Raw genomic sequence first — 16,072 nt, 5'->3', positions numbered from 1 at the left:
TGCCTGTCCACTCCGCTGCCGTCTATTCCCTTGCCGTCCGCTCCTTGGCCCGCTGCCCCGCCCCCGGAGGGCGCCATGACCCTGTCCAAGTTCTTCATCGACCGGCCGATCTTCGCGGGCGTGCTGTCGGTGCTCATCTTCATCGGCGGCCTGCTGGCGCTCCTGGCGATGCCGATCTCCGAGTATCCCGACGTGGTGCCGCCCTCCGTGGTGGTGCGCGCGACCTTCCCGGGGGCCAACCCGAAGGTGATCGCCGAGACGGTGGCGACGCCGATCGAGGAGCAGATCAACGGCGTCGAGGGCATGCTCTACATGTCGAGCCAGGCGACGACGGACGGCATCATGACGCTGACCGTGACCTTCCGGCTCGGTACCGACCCCGACAAGGCCCAGCAGCTCGTCCAGAACCGGGTCTCGCAGGCCGAGCCGCGCCTGCCGGCGATCGTGCGCCAGCTCGGCATCGTCACGGTGAAGTCCTCGCCCGACCTGACGATGGTGGTCCACCTCGTCTCGCCGAACGGGCGCTACGACATGACGTACCTGCGCAACTACGCGGTGCTCAACATCAAGGATCGGCTGGCCCGCCTCGACGGCGTCGGCCAAGTCCAGCTGTTCGGGTCCGGCGACTACGCGATGCGGATCTGGCTCGACCCGCAGAAGACCGCCGAGCACGGCCTGTCGGCGGGCGACGTGGTGCGGGAGATCCAGGCTCAGAACGTGGAAGCGGCGGCCGGCATCATCGGCGCCTCGCCGGCGGTGCCCGGCCTCGACCTCCAGCTCTCGCTCAACGCCGAGGGGCGCCTCGCGAACGAGGAGCAGTTCGGCGACATCGTGGTCAAGACCGGCGAGAACGGCGAGATCACGCGGCTTCGCGACATCGCCCGCATCGAGCTCGGCGCCTCGGACTACGCGCTGCGCTCGCTCCTCGACAACAAGGCCGCGGTGGCGCTGCCGATCTCGCAATCGCCCGGCTCGAACGCGATCCGGATCTCCGACGAGGTCCGCCGGACCATGGCGGAGATCAAGCGGACGATGCCCGAGGGGGTCGACTACCAGATCGTCTACGACCCGACGCAGTTCGTGCGCGCCTCGATCGAGGCGGTGATCCACACATTGCTCGAGGCGGTCGCCCTCGTGGTCCTGGTGGTGATCCTCTTCCTGCAGACCTGGCGGGCCTCGATCATCCCGCTCCTCGCCGTGCCGGTCTCGATCGTCGGCACCTTCGCGGTGATGCACGCCTTCGGCTTCTCGATCAACGCGCTCAGCCTGTTCGGCCTCGTGCTCGCCATCGGCATCGTGGTCGACGACGCCATCGTGGTGGTCGAGAACGTCGAGCGCAACATCGAGGCCGGGCTGTCGCCGCGGGACGCCAGCTACCAGGCGATGCGCGAGGTCTCGGGGCCGATCATCGCCATCGCGCTGGTGCTGGTGGCCGTCTTCGTGCCGCTCGCCTTCATCAGCGGGCTCACCGGTCAGTTCTACAAGCAGTTCGCCCTCACCATCGCGATCTCGACGGTCATCTCGGCGATCAACTCGCTGACCCTGTCGCCGGCCCTCTCGGCGCTGCTGCTGCGCGACCACCACGCACCGAAGGACCGGCTGACGCGGGCGCTCGACACCCTGCTCGGCTGGTTCTTTCGCCGGTTCAACCGCGCCTTCGGGCGCGCCTCCGACGGCTACGGCCGCGGCGTCGGCGCCGTCGTCTCGCGCAAGGGCGCGATGATGGTGCTCTACCTCGTCCTCGTCGGGCTCACCGTCGGGCTGTTTCGCCAGATCCCCGGCGGCTTCGTGCCGGGGCAGGACAAGCAGTACCTCGTCGGCTTCGCGCAGCTGCCCGACGGCGCCACCCTCGACCGGACCGAGGACGTGATCCGCAAGATGAGCGAGATCGCCTTGAAGGAGCCCGGCGTCGAGAGCGCGGTGGCCTTCCCGGGCCTGTCGATCAACGGCTTCACCAACTCGTCGAATTCGGGGATCGTGTTCTCGACCCTCAAGCCGTTCGAGGAGCGCAAGGACCCCTCGCTCAACGGCGCGGCCATCGCGCAGTCGCTCAACCGCAAATACGCGGCGATTCCCGAGGCCTTCATCGCGATGTTCCCGCCCCCGCCGGTCAACGGGCTCGGCACCATCGGCGGCTTCAAGCTCCAGATCGAGGACCGCGCCGGCCTCGGCTACGAGGCGCTGAACGAGGCCACGAAGGCGTTCCTCGCCCGAGCCGCGCAGGCGCCGGAGCTGGCCGGCCTCTTCTCCAGCTTCCAGATGAACGTGCCGCAGCTCTTCGCCGAGATCGACCGGACCAAGGCGCGCCAGCTCCGTATCCCGGTCACCGACGTGTTCGACACGCTGCAGATCTATCTCGGCTCGCTCTACGTCAACGACTTCAACAAGTTCGGCCGCACCTACTCGGTCCGGGTCCAGGCCGACGCCCCCTTCCGCGCCCGCCAGGACGATGTCGGCCTGCTGAAGGTCCGGGCGGGATCGGGCGAGATGGTCCCGCTCTCGACCCTGTTGCGGGTGCGCCAGACCGCGGGGCCCGAGCGGGCGATGCGCTACAACGGCTTCCTCACCGCCGACATCAACGCGGGGGCCGCCCCCGGCGTCTCGTCGGGCCAGGCGCAGGCGGCCGCCGCCCGCATCGCCGCCGAAACGCTGCCGCGGGGCTTCGCCTTCGAGTGGACCGACCTCACCTACCAGGAGTTCATCGCCGGCAATTCCGGGATCTGGGTCTTTCCGCTCGCGCTGCTCCTCGTCTTCCTGGTTCTGGCCGCGCAGTACGAGAGCCTCGCCCTGCCGCTCGCGATCCTGTTGATCGTGCCGATGGGACTGCTGGCGGCGATGTTCGGGGTCTGGCTGTCTTCGGGCGACAACAACGTCTTCACCCAGATCGGCCTGATCGTGCTCGTCGGCCTCTCGGCCAAGAACGCCATCCTGATCGTCGAATTCGCCCGCGAGCTGGAATTCGCCGGCCGCACGCCGCTCGAGGCGGCGATCGAGGCGAGCCGCCTGCGGCTGCGCCCGATCCTGATGACCTCGATGGCCTTCATCATGGGCGTCCTGCCCCTCGTCACCGCCACCGGGGCCGGCGCGGAGATGCGCCGCGCCATGGGCGTCGCGGTGTTCTCCGGCATGATCGGCGTCACCGCCTTCGGGCTGTTCCTCACGCCCGTCTTCTACGTGCTGCTACGCCGCATCTCGGGCAACCGACCGCTGAAGCACCACGGGGCGGAAACGCTCCACGCCGGGCAGGCCGGGATCGGGCAGGCCGCATAGCCGTACGCGTCGGTGTGGATCGCTTCGCCGGGAGGCGACCCGGCGCGGCGTGCCGCCGGTGGTGGTCCCCCCTGTTCGGCGCCCCCTTCATCGCCTGGCGCGGCGTGCCGCTCGTCCCGAGCGACGAGCCGCCGATCGACCTCGACCCGGTGACCGGCGCCCAGACCACCTCGATCCTGCTGCTCCGCGTCGGCGAGGGCGAGCAGGGTGTGGTCGGCTGTCCGCGCGCCTGCATCTTCGCGCAGACGGTGGCGCCGGCTTTCTTTCAGAGACTGTCTTGCCGATCGACATGCTCTATCCCACCAGCAACCTCATCCTGAGGTGTTGGCGATCGGAGATCGACTGACCTCGAAGGAGGGCTCCAGAAATCTCCGAGGTCACTGGATCCCTCCTTCGAGGCTCAGCGATCGTCGATCGCCCGCGATCTATGATCGCCAGCACCTCAGGATGAGGTGGAGGGTAGGAGAGAAAATCCCCCTACGATTATGTCGTTGCAAGTCAAACAGGATCTCACGCCGTGCCCATGCAGGCTTCGTACTGAATGCACTGGAGCAGGAACTGCGCGAGCGTCGCCCCGGTCAGGGCAACGGGCTGGTTCGTCACTCGCACCGCGGCGCGCAATACTTGGCTCCACGGTACGCCGGGCGCCTGGCCGGACTGGGCATCGAGCCGTCGGTCGGCAGCGTCGGCGACAGTTGCGACAACGCCCGGGCGGAGACAGTCGGCGGCTTGTTCAGGGCGGAGGTGATCCACCGCCGCCTGCTCGCGCCGATCGGCAACGTCCCTCCCGCCGAGGCCGAAATGCACTCTCATACCCACGTCGGCGACCAGGCCCTGGCTGCCTGACCCTAGACAAACAGCCTCCGAAAAACCCGAGCGGTTCGGAGCAGGGGGGTTGATGCGTCTCGTGGTCGGCTTGCCTGCGGCCTTCGTTGATGCACGCGCATCTGGAAGTAGAACCTGCTGATACAGGTCAGCACAGCCTCTGCCCGGGCCGCGACGGAGTCGAGGCCGAGGGCATACAAGCCGCGGAACACGCTCGCGGAGCCAGACCCTGGACACAACCGTGACGAGGGTCCTCGGTCAACGCGCCTTGACGCCTGCGCCCAGCCCTCGACTGCGGCATTGTCCACCGTGCCGGCTTCCGTTTCCGGCCCGCGGGCTTCGCTTCGATCGCAGGGTCGAGGAGACCTGCACTGTCCGACCGCGACGACACCATCCTCGAACGACACCTCGCCGATGGCGAGGCCGATCCCACCGCCACGCTCGTCCGCCTCGTTCCGGCCCACCCGGATCTGCGCGAGGACCCTGTCGAGCTTCGGTGCGAGATCTTCCTGATGGAGTTCCGGGCGGCCGCCTATCCCGACCACGCGCCAGCCGAGCCCGCGGTAGCTGAAGGGCGGTTTCTTAGTGGGATCCACCCCTCCCCTGACGTCATCATCGTGGGAGGGCGGGCAGTCGTGACGCGGTCGTGCGCAACGTGCTTCGACCAGCCGGCGCCGACGCTCGCATGTCCGTCCCGTACGGGATCCGAAGACCCGTGCCCGCCGTGGCAGCATCGGCCTAGCAACCCCGACGGCGGCATTGTGTCCGCCAGGGGCGGAGGCCTCTGCACACCGCACCGGATAACGCGCCCTCACCGGCCCGCGGTATTCCACGCCCCCCTAAGGGAGCTCAGGATACCGCATGCACCCTACGGGGCTGCACGCGCTACGTTATCGGAATGGAAAAGGCTGGAGCGGGTGAAGGGAATCGAACCCTCGTATTCAGCTTGGAAGGCTGCTGCTCTACCATTGAGCTACACCCGCGGCCGCCGCCCAGGTAGCACGGCCGATCCGGTTTGAGAAGCGCGGCCGGCGGGGAATTCCGGTGCCCCCGGCCGCGCTCCGCTCCCCTACTCCACCACCAGCTTGTAGGGCTGGCCGGCGCGCAGGGGAGCGCCCTTGTCGAGGCCGTTGAGGACCTGGAAGCGTTCGAGCGGGCGGTCGACCGCGGTCATGCGCTGGGCCAGGCTCTCGGCGGTGTCGCCGGGGGCGGCGGTGACGGTCTGGATGCGCAGGGGCTTGAGGCTGCGCGCCTCCTCGGGCGTCACCAGGGCGATGCTGGACAGCCAGCGGCCGAAGGCAGGCTCCGGGTCTGTGGTGCCCTTGGCGGCCATGATCATCCGGAAGGTGTTGGTGCCGACCCGGATCGCCGCGAGGCGGAAGTACCACTCCTTGCCCTTCGAGACCGCGGTGACGGCCGGGAAGCCGTTCACGATCCGGTTCTCGACGCTGCCAGTCTCGATCGCGTCGTTCCAGGTCGCCTTCAGGACCTCCTCGAGGCCCTGGCCGGCATGGGTCTCGACCGCGTCGAACAGCAGGCGGCGGGCGCCGTCCGGCGTGGTGCCGAGCACGGCGCGGGCGGTGTTGTCGAGCCCGAACCCGTCCGGCGCCTCGAAGGCGACGCCGAGGCGGGGATGGATGAAGCGGCGGCCGCGGATCAGCCCGTCGGCCGGGTTGTCGCCGTAGGCGATGCCGTCGATCGCCGCGAGGTAGCGGTTGCGGTCGTCGGTGCCGAGGCCGGGCGCACCGATGCGGCGGGCGGCCTGGGTCACCTGGGTGATGCGCTCGGGCGTGCTCGGATGGGTCGCCAGCATGTCGGGCTCGGCGTTGAGCCCGCCGCCGGCGCGGAGCGCCGTCGTGCGGTTGAGCGCGGTGAGGAAGCGGGCGGCGCCGAACGGGTCGTAGCCGGCGCGGGCGAGGGTGCGCACGCCGGTCTGGTCGGCCTCGAACTCCTGGGTGCGCGAGAAGCGCGCCAGCACGAAGCGGGACTGGTCCTGCAGCAGGGCGCCGGTCGCGGGGTCGTTGAGCACGTCGGCCACGACCTTGCTGACGAGCTCGGAGCGCAACGCCATCTCGGTCCGTGCGCTGGCATGCCGCAGGGTCACGTGGGCGATCTCGTGCGCCAGCACCGCGGCGAGCTCGGACGTGTCGTCGGCGAGCGCCAGGAGCCCGCGGGTGACGTAGAGACGCCCCGTCGGCAGAGCGAAGGCGTTCACCACCGGCGAATCGAGCAGCGTCACCGCGTAGGTCTCGTCGGGGCGCTCGGTCGCCTTCACCAGGCGGTCGGTGACGTCGCCGACGAAGCGCAACGCCGCCGGCGCCTTGTACTCGCCGCCGAACGAGGCGACGAGCTTGGCGTGGTCGGCGTCGTTGGCCGGCCGGTCGCGCCCGGTGGTGCGCGGCGCCTCCGGCGGCACGACGGCCGCCACCGGCGGCAGCGCCCCGGTCTGGTCGGCGGTGCAGGCGGCCACGAGCAGGGCGAGCGCGGTCGCAGGCCCTGCGACCGCGGCCTGGCCGGCCGGGTTCGTTCGCGTGAAAAGCCACCCCATGGCGTCAGCGCCGCGGCGCCTGCTCCTCGTCCAGCATCTCGATCATCTCGGCCGCGCCGACATCCAGGGTCGGCCCGCGCCAGAGCTCGACGATGCCGCGAGCCCGCACGCGCCGCCCCCGAAGCGCAGCAGCAGAGAAACCACGTTCGAGCATGTTCCGCCAAGTGCGTTTCGACACCGTGACGGTCGCACCCTCGGTCCCGAAAGGGGCGAAGTTGAGGTAGGTGCGCCGCTCGCGCTCGCCGACGTTGCGGACGCGGCCCTCCACGACCACGAATCGGCCCACGAGACCGGCGAGCCGCGCCCCCTCCTCCGCCGGCACCGGCGGCGCCCCGGCCCACAGGCCGCGGCCGGCGCGCCGGGCCGTCTCCTCGATCGCCAGGAGGCCCGGGCGGCACAGGCTGTCGCCCTCCCCGGCATCGACCTGGACGAGGCCGGCCGCGACGAGCCCGCCGGCGAGATCGACCGGGGCATCGTCCGGAGAAGCAGTTTCGGAACTGTCCTGCGTCGCGGCATCGAGGGTGATTCGGCCCCAGCGGTCGGCCTCCGGCGCCTCGCGGGTTGCAAGCGAGCGCCCGGCGAGGCGCATCAGCCAGGCCCGCGCCGCCTCGGCCGCCGCCGGGTCGTCGGGCCAGCGCAGCCCGTCGAGGCGCCCCCGCCGGCCGGAGGCGAGGACGAGCTCGCCCCGGGCGGCGACCGATTCGAGCCGGTCCTGCCCGGATACCCGCCCCCGGCAGGCCAGCGGCTCGCGCCCGCGCGGGGCCGCCGCCTGGGCGGCGCCGGCGACCAGCACGAGGAGACAGACCACGATCCCTCCCCGCATGATCGACCCCCGCTCCCGATGGATGCCCGCCCGGCGGTGCACGCGGCGAGGTTGGCGGAAGCCGGCCGGGATGGTAAGAGGCTCGCCGTGGGTCTCCGTAGCTCAGCTGGACAGAGCACAGGTTTCCTAGGTTCAAATTGGGCGTCGCGCCGGGAAACCGCGCGGCGGATCCGCTCAAAGTCGGGGAAAGCGTCGAGCCGCCTTGGCCTCACGCCGATCCCGAGCCAAGCCCGGACCGCCAGGCCGGGAAGGTGTAGAGACTAGACGGGCGGCACCTAAGGGCGTGCGGGCGGACCTGCAGGCTTACGGTGAAGGGATAGTCCAGACCACGAACGCCTCGCGGCGGCGGCGAAAGTCGAAGTGGTATGAAACCTGGGGTCGCAGGTTCGAGCCCTGCCGGGGACGCCACACCTTGCCAAGCCTGTGAGCTGGCTGAAAGTCCGCTGAAATCAGTGCCTTGTGGGACGTCGGTCGTACAATCGGCCGGTGCAGACGGGCCATGGGCCTGTTGAACTCCCTCCTGTAGGACGGGCACGGCCCCTGCTATCTCCAGTGGGTGATCCCGGCCGGGCTGCGGCCCTTCATAACCCGCCCCGTGGGCCGGGAAGGCGAGTCTCCAGACCAGGGACCCGGCCATCGTCGAGCGAGCCCACGACCGCCTCCTCCCCCGCTGCGTGGCGGACTTCGAGGACGCCGAGAGGATCGGGCGCGAGGGTCCGGCAAGCCGGGCTTGCAGCGAGAAGCCGCCCTCCCCCGGTCGCAGAGATCGAGGCGGACTTCCTTTCGGGACTGCTCCGCTACTAGGCGGGCCTCGTAGCGGCTGGAGCCGAGCCTGAAGCGTCCCTCTGGCCGGCCCTCGACATCGCGCGGGAGGCCCAGGCGGCGGGGGCGTGGTCGACGTGCTCACCGGCTTCCTGCGCAAGACGGTCGGCCTGATGGACCCGACGAAGGTCTTCCACTGCGTCGGGCGCACCTTCACGCGGGTGGCCCGGGATGCCGGCTGCATGAGGAGATGTACGATGCACCTACTGGGCTCGCCGGAGGCGGTGGCGTCGGGCGGGACTACGGGAGAGGCCTCGGGCTCAAGGTGCGATGGCGCCCGACATGGCGAAAAGCAGGCCAGATGGCCGGCTCTCCGCCACTCCGAAGGTTCTCAACGCTCAGTTGCGATAGCCACCGGAGGTCATACCGCGGCGTTTCTGGCCCCTCGGACGAGACGGATGCTTGCCGTTGCCCATGCGAACGGGTGTCAGAAGCGAGTTGCCGTCGACAGTCGCGCTCGCCCCGACGCTTGTCGTGCTCGATGCGGGCAGCGGAGCCGCCGAGGCCGGAAGCGACACCAGGAAAGCACCCAGGGCACCAGCGCAGACGGTAGCAGTCAGGGCAGGGATGGACTTCAACACGATTTGCCTCACAGGCTTGTGATGGTTCGGCCGACCAACACGGGTCCTGCGTTAGTGTTCCAAAGGAAAATGGGCCTACGCACCTTGCGCCACTTTACGCCGTGCTTTGAGAACCATCACCCTTTCCCGCCCTGCACCACGCGCAACGTCATCAACCCGGGAGGCAAATCCGGCGGCCTCCCGGGCCGCTCCAGGTCCACAAAATGCGCCTTGCACTTCGGGACGTACTGACTCTTCGCCCTTGCCGTCGGCACGTCCCGCCAGGGGCAATCCATCGCGATCCGATGAATCACCTCCTCTAGCGGTGTCTCCGGGCCGAACTTTGCGGCTAACCTCGCGAGCCTGTAGCTGCCCTGCCGGTCGGGGCACTGCGGGCACCCAACCCGCACCACCACGTAGGGGTAAGCGGCGAGGTTGCCCGGCCGGGCCGGTGGCGGATCGTCAAAGCGCATCGCCGGTGTCGTCCAGGTGGCCACGGACGAAGCCCCGGGAGATGAGCCGAGAACGCTCGCGGGTCCGACGCTCGGCTTCCAGGAGGTCCGCCAAGGCGTCCGTGATGGCGCACCGGAGAGCAAGCGCGAGGTCGCCCGAAGTCTGCGAAAGGTAGGCCGCGGCGATGGCCTCGACGGGGCATGAGGCGCGGGTGGAAGCGGAGGACGGGTCTCCGGCGGGTTCGGTGTGTCTCGCCAGCATCGTGTTGCCCTCCGTCCGAATCATTGAGAACGAAGAGGGAACACGCCACGGGCCGGTTGGTTCGGTCAAGTGCTTAAGGAGGCTCCTTGGCGCAACTGACAGAACCCGCCCTGGCTCCCGCCAAGTGACTGAAATCGCAGGGGCAAGGGTGTTTTAGATAGGCGCTCTCACAAGCAGAACACGGTACACGACACCGAGACTGTGGCGGCCGTCCGAGGGCGTTCCCAGAAGGCTCGCCCCCTTTCCCGGACGACTGGAGCGTCAGCGCAAGGAGATCCGGGATCCAGCGGAAGATGTGCCGCGAAGCGGCTCGGCATGCTGCATTGTCGCAGCCGCACGGACGCTTCGCGGCTTGTCGTGCTGGATCCCGGATCTCCTTCCGTTTCGCTGCAGTCGTGCAGGCCCGTACCGGGCCCGGAAAGGGGTTGGCCGACGAGGAGCCGGGGAGCCCGGCCAGGGCCATGGTCGTGTACCGTGACAAGCAGAATTTCAGCCGCGCGCAGCTCGCGGCCGGGACGCCGCGTTTCTCCGGTCGGCTTCGCAGCCAGGATCGACCCGCGGTTCGGCGCCGCCGGTTCATGGACGCGTCGCGATGACGGCGCACCGATGCGCCCGGCCTGTCTCGATCGGATTTTCCCGGATCTCCTGACGCGGTGATCGTAGGGGACAAGGGCGTATTTCGAGGGCCCCGCGCAGTCCGTCGGCGATCGCGAGCCAACGCCGCGGGTGGCCGGCGGACGGCGCCGGCCGACGCGCGTCAGAGGAAATCCTGCTCCGCCTCCCCCTCGTCCCGCAGTCCGTCCAGCACGTCCAGGCATCCCTGCAGGATGTAGGCGGCCGCCAGCTTGTCGACGAGTGCGCCGCGGCGCGCCCGGGAGGCGTCGGCTTCCAGCAGGGTGCGGGTGACGGCGGCGGTCGACAGGCGCTCGTCCCAAAAAAGCACCGGCAGGGGCAGGATCGGCTTCAGGTTGCGCACGAAGGCGCGGGTCGATTGCACCCGGGGGCCCTCGCTGCCGTCCATGTTGAGGGGCAGGCCGATCACCAGCCCGCCGACGGCGTGCTTCGTGGCGATGGCCGCGAGCGCGGCGGCGTCGGGGGTGAACTTGACCCGCTTGATCGTCTCCAGCGGCGAAGCGATGCGGCGCTGCACGTCCGAGAGGGCGAGCCCGATGGTCTTGGTGCCGAGGTCGAGCCCGAGCAGGCGGGCGCCGCCGCGGGAGTCGGCCGCGAAGGCTTCGATCGTCTCCCGGTTCACGGGCGGCCTCCGCGCCTTAGGTAAGGGGTGCCGGCCCCGCCCCGACGCAGCGCCCGGGCGGCCGGCCGCCGATTTCCACTCCGAAAACATCTTTGCCCGGAGCTCGTCCGATGCGCATCACCTGGTTCGGCCATTCCGCCTTCCGCCTCGATTTCGGGTCCGCCCACGTGTTGATCGATCCGTTCTTCACCGGCAACCCGGCCTTCGAGGGCGACCGCAAGGCGGCGACCGAGGGGGCGACCCACATCCTGGTCACCCACGGCCACGGCGACCATGTCGGCGACACGGTCGAGATCGCCGCCGAGACCGGTGCCAAGGTCGTCACCAACTACGACCTGTGCATGTGGCTCGGCTCGAAGGGGGTCAAGCAGCTCGAGCCGATGAACACCGGCGGCACCGTCGATGTCGGCGGCTTCCGGGTCAGCCTGGTGCGGGCCGACCACTCGGCCGGCATGAGCGAGGCCGGGGTCACGGTGCCGCTCGGGCTGCCCAACGGCGTGATCGTGCGGGCCGAGGGCGAGCCCACCGTCTACCACATGGGCGACACCGACATCTTCGGCGACATGGCGCTGATCCAGGAGATCTATCGCCCCGACGTGCTGATGATCCCGGTCGGCGACCGCTTCACCATGGGGGCCGACACCGCGGCGCTCGCGGTCACGCGCTTCTTCAAGCCGAAGGCGGTGTTCCCCTGCCATTACGGCTCGTTCCCGATCGTCGACCAGAGCGCCGACCGCTTCGTCGCCGCCCTCGACGGCAGCGGCGTGCAGGTGATCGTGCCCCACAAGGGCACCGCCGTCACGGTGCAGTAAGGCACGTCCGCGGCCGCCCTCCCCCGGGGGCGGCCGCGCCCGGCCGGAGCGTCGCCGTTAAGGTTAACCAAAGGTTGACGTGGCGGGGCGGGACCGAGTGAGATTAACAAACCGTTAATCCGCCGTGTCCCCGCTCCGAGGTCGTCTTGGCCGCCACCATCCTCCCCTTCGCGCTATCCTCCGGTGCCCGCCCCACCCAGGAGGCCGTTCCGCCGGCGCGGGGCGCGATGACCCTCGACCTCGACGGGGCGATGAGCCCGCTGCGGGGCCCGTTGCCGGCGGCGAGCGGGCGCTTCGTCCGCGCCGCGGCCGCCCCGGCCCGCCGGGTGCCTGCCGAGGCAATCCTCGCCATCGGCCGGCGCCTGCGGCAGTCCGCGACTCCCTCGGCGGCTCCGCAGGCCGCGACTCCGGAGGCCGCGACTTCGGTCCTGGCCGCCGCCCGCTCCGGCATGCCGCGCAAGCACAAGCTGATGCTGCTCACCGCCGCCGCGATCCTCTATACCGGTAGCATGGAGGCGCGGCGGCACTTCAAGCCGCGGGCGGTGCTGATCGAGGTGCCCTCGACCCGGGCGCACGCCATCGCGGCCATGCCCGTGCGGATGCCCGCCGCCTGAGGCGAAGGCCCGCCCGTTGCGGCAGCGCGAAACGCGGTGCTATAGCGCCGGGCGACCGGGACCCGTGCCCGGATAGTGGATTTCCCCCGAACGGAGTGCCCATGTCGGTCGACGCCAAGACGGTCCGGCGCATCGCGCACCTGGCGCGGATCGCGGTCACCGACGCGGAGGTGGCCCCGCTCCAGGACGAGCTCAACGCCATCCTGTCCTTCGTCGAGCAGCTCGACGCGGTCGACGTGTCGGGCGTCGAGCCGATGACCTCGGTGACCCCGATGGCGATGAAGAGCCGCGAGGACGTGATCACCGATGGCGGCCACGCCCGCGAGATCGTCTTCAACGCGCCTCTGACCGAGGACAACTACTTCGTGGTGCCGAAGGTCGTCGAGTAGCCCTCGGGCGCCCCCGCGAGATTCAGGCATCCAGGCGGCCCGTGCGGGCCCGCGACAGGACGAAACGATCGTGACCACCAAGCCGGCAGAGCTGACCGACCTCACCCTGGCGCAGGCCCGCGACGGCCTGCGGGCGAAGGAGTTCTCCGCCCGCGAGCTGGCGCAGGCCCATATCGACGCGATCGAGAAGGCACGCGTGCTGAACGCCTACCTGCTCGAGACGCCCGACCGGGCGCTGGCCATGGCCGACGTCGCCGACCAGAAGCTCGCCGCCGGCGAGGCCCGGCCGCTCGAGGGCCTGCCGCTCGGCATCAAGGACCTCTTCTGCACCCACGGGGTCGTCACCACCGCGGGCTCGAAGATCCTCGAGGGATTCCAGCCTCACTACGAATCCACCGTCACCCACAACCTGTGGCGCGACGGCGCGGTGATGCTCGGCAAGCTCAACCTCGACGAGTTCGCCATGGGCTCGTCGAACGAGACCAGCGCCTACGGCCCGGTGATCTCGCCCTGGCGGCGCAAGGATTCCGACACCAAGCTGGTGCCCGGCGGCTCGTCGGGCGGCTCGGCCGCGGCCGTCGCGGCCCGCCTGTGCCTGGGCGCCACCGCGACGGATACCGGCGGCTCGATCCGCCAGCCGGCGGCCTTCACCGGCACGGTCGGCATCAAGCCGACCTACGGCCGCTGCTCGCGCTGGGGCACCGTCGCCTTCGCGTCGTCCCTCGACCAGGCCGGGCCGATCGCCCGCACGGTGCGCGACACCGCGATCCTGCTGACCTCGATGTCCGGCCACGACGACAAGGACACCACGTCCGTCAATCTGCCGGTGCCCGATTTCGAGGCGGCGGTGAACCGCGGCGTCAAGGGCCTGACCATCGGCATCCCGAAGGAGTACCGGGTCGAGGGCATGCCGGCCGAGATCGAGCGGCTGTGGCAGCAGGGCGCCGACTGGCTGCGCGCCGCCGGCGCCAAGGTGGTCGAGGTCTCGCTGCCCCACACCAAGTATGCACTCCCGGCCTACTACATCGTGGCGCCGGCCGAGGCGTCCTCGAACCTCGCCCGCTACGACGGCGTGCGCTACGGGTTGCGGGTTCCGGGCAAGGACATCGCCGGGATGTACGAGGCGACCCGCGCCGCCGGCTTCGGCCGCGAGGTCAAGCGCCGGATCATGATCGGCACCTACGTGCTCTCGGCGGGCTACTACGACGCCTACTACGTCCGGGCCCAGAAGATCCGCTCGCTGATCAAGCGCGACTTCGAGGAGGTCTACGCCTCGGGCGTCGACGCGATCCTCACCCCCACCACCCCGTCGGCCGCCTTCGGGTTCGGCGAGAAGGCCAAGGCCGACCCGGTCGAGATGTACCTCCTCGACGTGTTCACCGTGACGGTGAACATGGCGGGTCTCCCGGGCCTCGCGGTGCCGGCCGGCCTCGATTCGCAGGGCCTGCCGCTCGGTCTCCAGCTGATCGGCCGTCCCTTCGACGAGGAGACCTTGTTCGCGGCGGGCCAGGTGATCGAGGAGGCGGCGGGCCGCATCGCCCTGCCGCAGGCGTGGTGGGCGTGAACCACCCCACCGTTCCCTACTACCCGCCTGCCGTCTGGGTCATGGCGGCGTTCGATCCGGTGCTGATCGGGCTCGCGCTCTATCTCGGCTGGAAGGCGGACCAGTTCGGCAAGGTCGTGCTCGTCGCGATGATCGCGCTGGTCGCCTCGGTGCTGGTGTCGTGGGTGCTGACCGGGATCGGCGTGCCGTGGCCGGCGCCGATCGGACGGGAACTGCCGACGTTCTTTCCCGTGCGCACCGGCGCGGCGCTGATCTACGCGATCATCGGCTACTCCGCCCGGCGGGTGATCGCGCCGCGCGCTTGACGCTCGCGCGCCGCCCTTTCTACTAGGCGCAAACGCACCCCTCTCCCGGACGCGAGAGGGCGAACCGCCCGAGAGACAGAAGACCGCCATGACCGCTCCCGTGAACCCCAAGAAGCTGATCAAGGGCGCGCTGGGCGACTGGGAGGTGGTGATCGGCATGGAGATCCATGCCCAGGTCACCAGCCGCTCCAAGCTGTTTTCCGGCGCGCCGACCGCCTTCGGCGCCGAGCCGAACGACAACGTCTCGCTGGTCGACGCCGCGATGCCCGGCATGCTGCCGGTGATCAACCGCGAATGCGTCGCGCAGGCCGTGCGCACGGGACTGGGCCTCAAGGCGCAGATCAACCATCGCTCGGTGTTCGACCGGAAGAACTACTTCTACCCGGACCTGCCCCAGGGCTACCAGATCAGCCAGTACAAGAGCCCGATCGTCGGCGAGGGCGAGGTGCTGGTCGACCTCCCCGACGGCGAGAGCATCACGGTCGGGATCGAGCGCCTGCACCTCGAGCAGGATGCCGGCAAGTCGCTGCACGACCAGTCGCCGACGATGAGCTTCGTCGACCTCAACCGGTCGGGCGTGGCGCTGATGGAGATCGTCTCGAAGCCGGACCTGCGCTCGTCGGAGGAGGCCAAGGCCTACGTGACGAAGCTGCGCACCATCCTGCGCTACCTCGGCACCTGCGACGGCGACATGGAGAAGGGCAACCTGCGCGCCGACGTGAACGTCTCGGTGCGCAAGGTCGGCGAGCCCTTCGGCACCCGCTGCGAGATCAAGAACGTCAACTCGATCCGCTTCATCGGTCAGGCGATCGAGGTCGAGGCGCGGCGCCAGATCGCCATCATCGAGGATGGCGGCACGATCGACCAGGAGACCCGCCTGTTCGATCCGACCAAGGGCGAGACGCGCTCGATGCGCTCGAAGGAAGAGGCGCACGACTACCGCTACTTCCCCGATCCGGACCTGCTGCCGCTCGAATTCGACCAGGCCTTCGTCGACGGGCTCGCCAGCGGCCTGCCGGAACTGCCCGACGCCAAGAAGGCCCGCTTCATCGAAACCTACGGCCTCTCGGCCTACGACGCGACGGTGCTGGTGGCCGAGCGCGCCTCCGCCGATTACTTCGAGGCGGTGGCCAAGGGCCGCGACGGCAAGATCGCGGCGAACTGGGTCATCAACGAGCTGTTCGGCCGCCTGAACAAGGAGGCCAAGGGCATCGAGGACAGCCCGGTCTCGGCCGACCAGCTCGGCGCGATCGTCGACCTCATCGGCGACAACACGATCTCGGGCAAGATCGCCAAGGACGTGTTCGAGATCGTCTGGAGCGAGGGCGGCGAGCCGCGCCAGGTCGTCGAGAGCCGGGGCCTGCGCCAGGTCACGGATACCGGCGCGATCGAGGCGGCGATCGACCAGATCATCGCGGCCAACCCCGACAAGGTCGAGCAGGCCAAGGCGAAGCCCACCCTGCTCGGCTGGTTCGTCGGCCAGACCATGAAGGCCACCGGCGGCAAGGCCAACCCGGCGGCGGTGAACGCACTGCTGAAAGCGAAGCTCGGGATCGAGTAGTAAACCTCGA

Annotated in this window: 11 protein-coding genes, 1 tRNA gene and 2 pseudogenes; 9 read left to right on the top strand and 5 right to left on the bottom strand. The window is 69.7% G+C overall.

Annotation, left to right across the window (positions count from 1 at the left end):
- The first annotated feature begins 75 nt into the window (after nt 1-75).
- The 3 genes and pseudogenes from BMX97_RS23700 to BMX97_RS23690 all read left to right on the top strand — a co-directional run.
- The gene (locus BMX97_RS23700) at nt 76-3,270 is read left to right on the top strand and encodes an efflux RND transporter permease subunit (RefSeq protein WP_091753682.1); all 3,195 of its coding nucleotides are present in this window, start codon (nt 76-78) and stop codon (nt 3,268-3,270) included.
- 28 nt (nt 3,271-3,298) lie between these two features.
- Nucleotides 3,299-3,488, top strand: a pseudogene (locus tag BMX97_RS34370) (cyclic nucleotide-binding domain-containing protein); the annotation flags it as partial.
- Nucleotides 3,489-3,774: 286 nt separating this feature from the next.
- Nucleotides 3,775-4,116 (top strand): annotated as a pseudogene (locus BMX97_RS23690) (IS3 family transposase); the annotation flags it as partial.
- Between the two features lie 888 nt (nt 4,117-5,004).
- Here BMX97_RS23690 and BMX97_RS23685 read toward each other — a convergent pair.
- The 5 genes from BMX97_RS23685 to ruvX form a co-directional block, all read right to left on the bottom strand.
- A tRNA-Gly gene (locus BMX97_RS23685) sits at nt 5,005-5,078 on the bottom strand.
- Between the two features lie 86 nt (nt 5,079-5,164).
- Nucleotides 5,165-6,643 carry a M48 family metalloprotease gene (locus BMX97_RS23680; RefSeq protein ID WP_091753681.1) on the bottom strand — a complete coding sequence of 493 codons (1,479 nt, stop codon included), beginning with the start codon at nt 6,641-6,643 and terminating at the stop codon, nt 5,165-5,167.
- Between the two features lie 4 nt (nt 6,644-6,647).
- On the bottom strand, nt 6,648-7,466 hold the full coding sequence (locus BMX97_RS23675) for a DNA-binding protein (RefSeq protein ID WP_091753680.1): 819 nt from the start codon (nt 7,464-7,466) through the stop codon (nt 6,648-6,650).
- A 1,844-nt stretch (nt 7,467-9,310) separates the two neighbouring features.
- A complete protein-coding gene (locus tag BMX97_RS23665) occupies nt 9,311-9,562 on the bottom strand; it encodes a hypothetical protein (RefSeq protein ID WP_091753678.1) in 252 nt (83 codons plus the stop codon).
- Between the two features lie 757 nt (nt 9,563-10,319).
- Complete coding sequence (gene ruvX, locus BMX97_RS23660) at nt 10,320-10,817, bottom strand: Holliday junction resolvase RuvX (protein ID WP_091753677.1); 498 nt, start codon at nt 10,815-10,817, stop codon at nt 10,320-10,322.
- Nucleotides 10,818-10,927: 110 nt separating this feature from the next.
- Here ruvX and BMX97_RS23655 point away from each other — a divergent pair, with 110 nt between their 5' ends.
- From BMX97_RS23655 to gatB, 6 genes are all read left to right on the top strand, one after another.
- A complete protein-coding gene (locus BMX97_RS23655) occupies nt 10,928-11,629 on the top strand; it encodes a metal-dependent hydrolase (protein WP_091753676.1) in 702 nt (233 codons plus the stop codon).
- 146 nt (nt 11,630-11,775) lie between these two features.
- A complete protein-coding gene (locus tag BMX97_RS23650; RefSeq protein WP_091753675.1) occupies nt 11,776-12,243 on the top strand; it encodes a hypothetical protein in 468 nt (155 codons plus the stop codon).
- 101 nt (nt 12,244-12,344) lie between these two features.
- The gene (gatC, locus tag BMX97_RS23645; RefSeq protein ID WP_091753674.1) at nt 12,345-12,632 is read left to right on the top strand and encodes an Asp-tRNA(Asn)/Glu-tRNA(Gln) amidotransferase subunit GatC; all 288 of its coding nucleotides are present in this window, start codon (nt 12,345-12,347) and stop codon (nt 12,630-12,632) included.
- Nucleotides 12,633-12,702: 70 nt separating this feature from the next.
- Nucleotides 12,703-14,196: an Asp-tRNA(Asn)/Glu-tRNA(Gln) amidotransferase subunit GatA gene (gatA, locus tag BMX97_RS23640; protein WP_091753673.1), complete on the top strand. Its 1,494-nt coding sequence runs from the start codon at nt 12,703-12,705 to the stop codon at nt 14,194-14,196.
- Nucleotides 14,197-14,237: 41 nt separating this feature from the next.
- Nucleotides 14,238-14,501, top strand: a complete 264-nt coding sequence (locus tag BMX97_RS23635; RefSeq protein ID WP_091753717.1) for a hypothetical protein — start codon at nt 14,238-14,240, stop codon at nt 14,499-14,501.
- Between the two features lie 88 nt (nt 14,502-14,589).
- Nucleotides 14,590-16,062, top strand: a complete 1,473-nt coding sequence (gene gatB / locus BMX97_RS23630) for an Asp-tRNA(Asn)/Glu-tRNA(Gln) amidotransferase subunit GatB (RefSeq protein WP_091753672.1) — start codon at nt 14,590-14,592, stop codon at nt 16,060-16,062.
- The last annotated feature ends 10 nt before the right edge of the window (nt 16,063-16,072 follow it).

Source organism: Methylobacterium sp. ap11 (genome assembly GCF_900110515.1).
GTDB classification, from domain to species: Bacteria; Pseudomonadota; Alphaproteobacteria; order Rhizobiales; family Beijerinckiaceae; genus Methylobacterium; species Methylobacterium ajmalii.
Note: the sequence above shows the minus strand (reverse complement) of the source record. Positions and strands in the feature narration are given on the sequence as shown.

Coding starts and splice junctions, on each gene's coding strand:
- BMX97_RS23665 (WP_091753678.1), bottom strand. CDS start 9,562: ATGCTGGCGAGACACACCGAACCCGCCGGAGACCCGTCCTCCGCTTCC.
- BMX97_RS23675 (WP_091753680.1), bottom strand. CDS start 7,466: ATGCGGGGAGGGATCGTGGTCTGTCTCCTCGTGCTGGTCGCCGGCGCC.
- BMX97_RS23635 (WP_091753717.1), top strand. CDS start 14,238: ATGGCGGCGTTCGATCCGGTGCTGATCGGGCTCGCGCTCTATCTCGGC.
- gatC (WP_091753674.1), top strand. CDS start 12,345: ATGTCGGTCGACGCCAAGACGGTCCGGCGCATCGCGCACCTGGCGCGG.
- gatB (WP_091753672.1), top strand. CDS start 14,590: ATGACCGCTCCCGTGAACCCCAAGAAGCTGATCAAGGGCGCGCTGGGC.
- BMX97_RS23680 (WP_091753681.1), bottom strand. CDS start 6,643: ATGGGGTGGCTTTTCACGCGAACGAACCCGGCCGGCCAGGCCGCGGTC.
- BMX97_RS23655 (WP_091753676.1), top strand. CDS start 10,928: ATGCGCATCACCTGGTTCGGCCATTCCGCCTTCCGCCTCGATTTCGGG.
- BMX97_RS23700 (WP_091753682.1), top strand. CDS start 76: ATGACCCTGTCCAAGTTCTTCATCGACCGGCCGATCTTCGCGGGCGTG.